This window comes from Allobosea sp. TAF32, from assembly GCF_052113585.1.
Taxonomy (GTDB): domain Bacteria; phylum Pseudomonadota; class Alphaproteobacteria; order Rhizobiales; family Beijerinckiaceae; genus Allobosea.
In genome coordinates, this window is sequence record NZ_JBFRDM010000007.1 from 350,752 (window position 1) to 357,047 (window position 6,296).

Consider the following 6,296-nt stretch of genomic DNA (forward strand, 5'->3'; position numbering starts at 1 on the left):
TCAGCTCGTTCAATCCGCTTCTGAGCGAGGGGAGATGACAATGGACCATTCCAGGCATCCGCGTCTAACCGATAGCGAGTTGACTGCCGACATCCTCGATGATGCGACGATCTACGGCCCTGGCGATGAAAAGATCGGCTCGGTTTCGCATGTCCACGGGGCCGGACCGACGGCGCAGGTCGTCGTTGATGTCGGAGGCTTTTTGGGCATAGGCGCGAAGCCCGTCGCGATCTCGATAAGCGACCTTGAATTCATGCGCGACGAAGACGGCAACGTCCATGCCGTCACAAACTGGACCAAGGAGCAGCTCAAGGCGATGCCGGAGCATATTGATCGCTAGCGCAGCAGCGAACTACCGCGATCGTCGCGACCGCCTGCAGCACGACTGAGCAGAGTGTCGGCGGAGCCGCAGCCGTGCCGGCCCGGCGCCGAAGTGGGCGGGCCAGTTGGCGCGGTCCGTCGGGGGAGCAGCGGGAGCGGTTTCAGCGCCAACGGTCGTGCGGGAGACGCGTCGCGTCACGCGCTGACCGCCATTCGGCTCGATGGCGCGCGGCCATTTTTGCGTTTTGGCTCTTGAATGTATCCGCGGTCGACGTTCGGCTGGCGTTTACGATTTGGGGTCAAGCTCTCCGAGCGCCTTCGATGCGGCGTGGCGCCGAGCTGCCGTCTTCCCCCTCCCATGGCGTGTGTGGCTCGGCGTCTTTTCCTACCGCCAGGCCGCCCAGCGCTTTATTGCACCGCGCCAATGGTTTGCGGCTTTTGGTTCAACAACCGGCGATAGTGATCGGCCTGCTGATAGAGGCGTTCAGCATTAATCGTGTCACCTAGCGCTTCCGCCCCACGGGCCAAGGCGATGGTGCGTTCGTAACGCGCTTGAAGATCGCACGCGCTCTGCGCGTCCGATTGATTGCGCCCATTTCGACTTCGCGGCCTTTGAGATGTGAGATGCATCTTGCCCTCCATAACTCAGACGGCTGAGGTGCCAATCTGCTGGCTCAGGCATTCTTCTTGTTTAAGCGGCTGCCGGAGGTGCGACCCGCCCCGTGATCAGGAGGTATCGGTCGCTCGTTCGGGTCACCATCATGACGACCTTGGTGCCGTCGTCGCACAACATATGCATCCGATCATGGAGCGCGACCGGATCGACGCCAGACGTGTTGCAGAGCAAGTAGCCAGCGCGAGCGTCATCGTGGTCGGTGCCGAAATTGTAGACGACACGGAGCCGGTGCCCGCTACTCAGGATGAGCGTACCATTCCCGGAATGCATGATTTGTCTCCGCCTGGCGGCGCTAAAACGCCCCGCTGCGGTCATTCCCAAACGTCGGCATGGAGACAACTGCAGAGTGAGTAACTGCCCATTCTCGCCGGTTGTCTATGTCATTTGATGCGTCGCAGTGAGGCGCTCCTCGGATGTTCCGACGCGCCACTCAGCTCCTGGATGCGGCTGACCGCGACATCATACTTCGCCTGCGTGGTGATCTGCATGGCCACCTCGGGTAATTGCAGGCCGCTCGCATTAGCCCCACCCATTGTGCCAGTCTGGTCTGCGGCGACCCGCTCCCTGACAGCGCAGCCTTCCGGCCCCATGAACTCAAGGTAGGGCTCCAGGGCTCGGCGGATGTCTGGCAGTGCAGCGTCTCTGCTTTTTCTCCGAGATCGCGCCATGGCAGGCGTCACCGCCCCCACTGGCCTGCGCCAATGATGGGGCTCAGCTTGATCGAGGGCGGCAAGGCGGACATGCTGCCGGCCGAGCCGGCGCCGATCGAGCGTCGGCGATTGGCGGTGACGATGTGTAATCTCTACAGCCACACCCGCAACGTCGAGGCGATGCGCAAGCTGTTCGCGAAGTTCGACGTAGCGGCGCAGGTGGTGCCGCAGCCGGGCATCTTCCCCGACTACACTGCTCCGGTGATCCGCAATCCGGCGGGAGGTGGCGTCCCTGAGCTTGCCATGGCGCGCTGGGGCATGCCGTCCCCGTTCTTCGTCATCGAGAAGGCGGCAAAGCAGCGGGCGGACAAATTCGCCGCGAAGGGCAAAGCCGTCGATATGACCGAGTTGATCCGAATGGAGCCGAGCGCGGGCAACACGAATATCCGCGATACGAAATACTCGCACTGGCAGAAGTTCCTGGGGGTCGAGAATCGCTGCCTGGTGCCATTCACTTCCTTCTCGGAGTTCAACAAGGATGCCGGCGGCGACATCTGGTTCGCCTTCGGAGAGGAGCGGCCAACCGCATTCTTCGCCGGGGTGTGGACGCCGCAGTGGCGGAGTGTGCGCAAGGTCAAGGAGGGGGAGGTCACAGCCGATCTCTATGCCTTCCTCACCACCGATCCGAATGCCGAGGTGAAAGCGATCCATCCCACGGCAATGCCCGTCATCCTGACGACGCCGGAGGAATGCGAGACCTGGATGACCGCGCCATGGGAGCGAGCGTTTTCGCTTCAGCGTCCGCTCCCTGACCGATCGCTGGCTATCGTGGCCCGAGGTGTCAAAAAAGATGGCGAAAGCCCGGAACCAGAGTTACCGAAGCAAGTATTCTTGCTCTGAAAGCACTGGGGGCGCTGCTTGCCGTTGAACGAAGCCTTAAGGCAGCTACGATCCCGAGAAGCCGAGCTCGCGCGCGTTCAGCGTATCGGCCAGATCGGTGGCCTCGAAGTTGATTTGTGGGAAGGCGCGTTTCGCAACACGCGATCTCCTGAATATCTCGCAGTTCATGGTTTGCCAGCGGAGGCCGCGAACGAAACCCACGAAGAGTGGGTTGCGCGTATTCATCCCGACGACCGGGATCGGGTCGTCGACCATTTTCAACAGAGTGTCCGAAGCCCCGCGACCGACTACGAGGCGGAGTATCGGATCATTCGCCCCTCAGATGGGGAAGTACGTTGGATACTTGCCAAGGCAGAAATCCAACGGGATGAGCTTGGAAGGCCCCTAAAGCTGGTGGGGGCCCATATCGACATCACTGCCCGACGTCAGGCTGAAGAGCAGCGAGAACTGATTGCTCGCGAATTGCAGCACCGCATCTCGAACGTTTTCACTGTGATCGGCAGTCTGATCACAATGTCAGCTCGGGCGGAGCCTAGCGCCCGGAAATTTGCCGCTGACATCGTTGCACGAATCGGAGCTCTCTATCGAGCTCACAGCATTGTCTTGGATGGCAACGCGGACCGCCCCGCGGACCATCTTTGCGACCTTATCGCCAGGCTGATCGAGCCGTATAACGCCGAGCTGGATCAGCGAATAAGTACTCAGGGTGACAATGTCGCGGTTGGCCGCTCCTCGACAACGGCGGTTGCGCTCGTGATTCATGAGCTTGCCACCAATGCCGTCAAATATGGAGCGCTTTCGACCCCCCACGGAACAGTTCAGATTGACGCTGCTACCGCCGCCGGAACCGTGCGTTTGACGTGGCGCGAAGTCGGCGGTCCCCCGATTGGCGAAATGCCGGGACGGCGGGGCTTCGGCAGCTTGTTGGTCGACCGGGCGGCGAAATCTCAATTGGGCGCGGAGATGACGTTTGATTGGCGATCGTCAGGATTGGTGGTCACACTTGAGATCCCCATCGCTCGCTTGGAAAAATAGGCGCGATCTGCTCAAGGGGTCTTGCCCGCTAAGGCTTCGCATTCGCCGGCTGGCCTTCGTGCAATTTCTGACCTTCCGGCTGCGTCTCTTTCCCATAGTCCCGGTTCTGCTGGGAATTGGCGCCCCCCTGCGCCTCGGGGCGATTTGCTCCTGCCGGCTCGGGGATACGACCGCGCTGAGATTCCGCGGAATCAGGCTTCGCTCCGGCGCCTTCCTTGGTCGGTGGGTGGATCGTCTGGGCAATGGCGACGCCGGCAACGACAAGCACGGCCGCCAGCACAATCAGTCGACGTTTCATGAGATGCTCCAGTTATCCGGAGCAAACGCTTCCCTTCGGCACCAGGTTCCCTAGCCTAGCTGGCGTTTCCTCAGAGGTATTCTACCCGCCCGGGATGCAGCGACCGCAAACGTCGCTCGACCATTTTCGCCGCATCGACATCATCTATCTCGACAAACGCCGAATGTTCGCGCGCACCTTGCGCCGATATCCGCGGACAATGTCGACCGGCGCCATCCCGGTCGCCGCATTCATAACCGCGGCCTGAGCGGCTGAAACCTTCTCCTTTACCATCAAACTGGCTTCGTGCTTTCCCGCCGCGCCGCCAGTAGCGATCTTCATGCTCCTGAGCCAGATCGCCTGCTGAGCTTCGAATGTTAGCATCGACATTTCACGGAACAGCTTAAACATTGCCACCACCGCTTGTTTCGGCTTTCCGGGCCTGGCGCCACGGTCGGCGAGAAGGAGCCTTTGGTCTTTGGGCTGTCGGTCGTGCGCGCCGTTTCGGCGAAATATCCTTCGCCAACCGCGCCCGTACTTCCAAATTTGCCCGATAGAATGCATAGCCAATGGCGCCAGCGAGGATGACGGGCGTCGGAAGCCCGGTCGCCAAGAGAGATAGCGGGACCGCTAACTTCTCGGGAATCTCTCCCTGTTCAACGTTTCGCGCGATCCAGGCCCCCGCCAAGCCGGAAAAAGCTGCCCTGATCATTTCTGATCCTCCGCGCTGCCGGGTGTAGTTGGAACCTGCTCCGCCACGGGATCGCTCGCTGGAAAGGTATCCTTAAGCGCCCGTTCGAGCTTTTGGTCCGAGGTCAATTCCCGCTCGTCCTTCCGTTGGGCCTTCTGCTCCTGCCGGAGACTTTCGACCGCGGGGTTGTTATCATTCGCCATCTTTCCCTCCAACTCCTGGGTAGGCTGCGGAGGCTGAACGCGCGCAGCTCGACCTCGTTCCCCCTCTCGGCGACGTGTTCGCAAACCAAGATCTGGCGGGAGCGCCGGTTACGCTTGCATCGTTGATCGCGCGAGGAGCGAGCGAGGAGATCCGGAACCATCGAGCGAGCCGCTCGTTGCACGGCTAGCAGCACATACGGAGGCACTCATGCGAGATGGAGAAGGGAACAAGCTCTCCCTCGAAGAGGAGCAAAAGGTAAGATCAATTCAGGGAACACCGGACAAGAGTTCCCTCGACAAAGTGTCGATTGATCCGAACCGAACGAAGTTAGCATCCTCTGGGGAGCACGACGAAATGGCTCCGTCCAAGCCGGCAACCGGCGCGGGGGAGTAGACATCAGATCGCCGCGCTAACAGGGCGGTACGTGAAGGGCGCACATGTCGAGAAGTAACAAGCGCGTGAGTCAGCCATCCAAGCCGATCAGCATTTGATCAGTCAGGGCGTCGCGACGCTTCCACAGATGCGCAGGCGTTTGCTCGAGCATGAGGTCGAGCGTGGGGGACAACGCCCTCGTCGAGGTGACCGGAAACGGTGCTGCCATCGCGCTTTCCAAGAACGGCGTGCACATAGACTCCCGGCAGTTCGTCAGGCTCACGCGATGTCTGGGGTCAGAGCCGCTACTTCAACCTGCTCCTGTACGGGGCGGGATATACCCATTCCCAGTCGAAATAGCTGAGATCGGCCGGACTGAAGCACCACCGTTGGCCTTGAAGGTAGCGGTCGAGCTGTACAGCTCGACCGCTACCTGCTTCAGACAGCCCACCGGCTCGTCACCGGTTTCTAGAATGATCGCGTAGGGATGATTGGCAATGGGACCTGAGCCGGGCATTACTCGCTAGCGTTGCGACTTCCCCGTGGTGCGCGTCCGATCGGGTAATGCATCGATAGCCTTGTCGGCGCCCTGGTCCCGGTGAAGCACGCCCTCGCGCAACACCTTCGTGGCAGCATCGGCCTTTTTCGTTGGGTCAGTTGGGATGGGCATTGTTTCGGGAGTCGCCGTCAGCGCAACGTCCTTGGGCTTCTTTCCGGCGTTCTTCGCTGTCGCCGAGAAAGTGGCGAGAGATTCAGGTTGCTTTGCCACGGCTGCCTCCTCCGCTTTGCCCAACAACCTCGATCCGCGGAGGATGTTCCCGGCGCGGTAACGCTCAACCAGACATTGTCTAGCGGGCGTTCCAAAGCTCCTCCTCGACGGCGGGAGCCGAAGAACCGACCTTCCGCACCGCGTCTTCAAGTGCAGCCTGCGACACGCCAAATTTGTCGGCCCAATACCTAACTTCGTGGTCCCTGGAGAGGTTGATAACTGAGTGATCCTGCGGGCCGCGGGAATAATCGGTCTCTGCCATCTCGGCCTCTCCCTGCTGCGCAGTTCGTCCTGCCAGCCCGTCTGCTTCTGACGGCCCCATCGATTGCCTTCTCTGGATTGCTGCGGCGAGTATCCTGCCCGCTGCAATGCCCGGCTTCTCGATCCACCGGTACGCCAGA

At 60.9% G+C, this 6,296-nt stretch carries 10 protein-coding genes; 3 read left to right on the top strand and 7 right to left on the bottom strand.

Translation table 11 applies throughout. The annotated features are described in order from the left end of the window. Positions 1–40 precede the first annotated feature (40 nt). A complete protein-coding gene (locus AB4Z16_RS17050; protein WP_441512544.1) occupies positions 41–340 on the top strand; it encodes a PRC-barrel domain containing protein in 300 nt (99 codons plus the stop codon). A 389-nt stretch (positions 341–729) separates the two neighbouring features. Here the strand turns inward: AB4Z16_RS17050 and AB4Z16_RS17055 are convergent, their stop codons facing one another. Continuing rightward, a complete protein-coding gene (locus AB4Z16_RS17055) occupies positions 730–951 on the bottom strand; it encodes a DUF4167 domain-containing protein (RefSeq protein ID WP_441512545.1) in 222 nt (73 codons plus the stop codon). Between the two features lie 61 nt (positions 952–1,012). Then, on the bottom strand, positions 1,013–1,267 hold the full coding sequence (locus AB4Z16_RS17060; RefSeq protein ID WP_441512546.1) for a hypothetical protein: 255 nt from the start codon (positions 1,265–1,267) through the stop codon (positions 1,013–1,015). Positions 1,268–1,788: 521 nt separating this feature from the next. Between AB4Z16_RS17060 and AB4Z16_RS17065 the strand changes: the two genes are divergently transcribed. Beyond that, positions 1,789–2,547 carry an SOS response-associated peptidase family protein gene (locus AB4Z16_RS17065; RefSeq protein ID WP_441512565.1) on the top strand — a complete coding sequence of 253 codons (759 nt, stop codon included), beginning with the start codon at positions 1,789–1,791 and terminating at the stop codon, positions 2,545–2,547. Between the two features lie 18 nt (positions 2,548–2,565). After that, complete coding sequence (locus AB4Z16_RS17070; protein WP_441512547.1) at positions 2,566–3,582, top strand: sensor histidine kinase; 1,017 nt, start codon at positions 2,566–2,568, stop codon at positions 3,580–3,582. A gap of 28 nt (positions 3,583–3,610) precedes the next feature. On the opposite strand, the gene AB4Z16_RS17075 is transcribed toward AB4Z16_RS17070, so the two are convergent. The 5 genes from AB4Z16_RS17075 to AB4Z16_RS17095 form a co-directional block, all read right to left on the bottom strand. Next, positions 3,611–3,880 carry a hypothetical protein gene (locus AB4Z16_RS17075; protein ID WP_441512548.1) on the bottom strand — a complete coding sequence of 90 codons (270 nt, stop codon included), beginning with the start codon at positions 3,878–3,880 and terminating at the stop codon, positions 3,611–3,613. A gap of 144 nt (positions 3,881–4,024) precedes the next feature. Then, on the bottom strand, positions 4,025–4,270 hold the full coding sequence (locus tag AB4Z16_RS17080; RefSeq protein WP_441512549.1) for a hypothetical protein: 246 nt from the start codon (positions 4,268–4,270) through the stop codon (positions 4,025–4,027). Between the two features lie 947 nt (positions 4,271–5,217). Next, positions 5,218–5,355, bottom strand: coding sequence for a hypothetical protein (locus AB4Z16_RS17085; RefSeq protein WP_441512550.1), 138 nt, complete (start codon positions 5,353–5,355; stop codon positions 5,218–5,220). Positions 5,356–5,649: 294 nt separating this feature from the next. Beyond that, the gene (locus tag AB4Z16_RS17090) at positions 5,650–5,895 is read right to left on the bottom strand and encodes a hypothetical protein (protein WP_441512551.1); all 246 of its coding nucleotides are present in this window, start codon (positions 5,893–5,895) and stop codon (positions 5,650–5,652) included. Between the two features lie 79 nt (positions 5,896–5,974). Then, positions 5,975–6,296: DUF3606 domain-containing protein (locus AB4Z16_RS17095; protein ID WP_441512552.1), on the bottom strand; the 322-nt coding region annotated here is incomplete at its 5' end.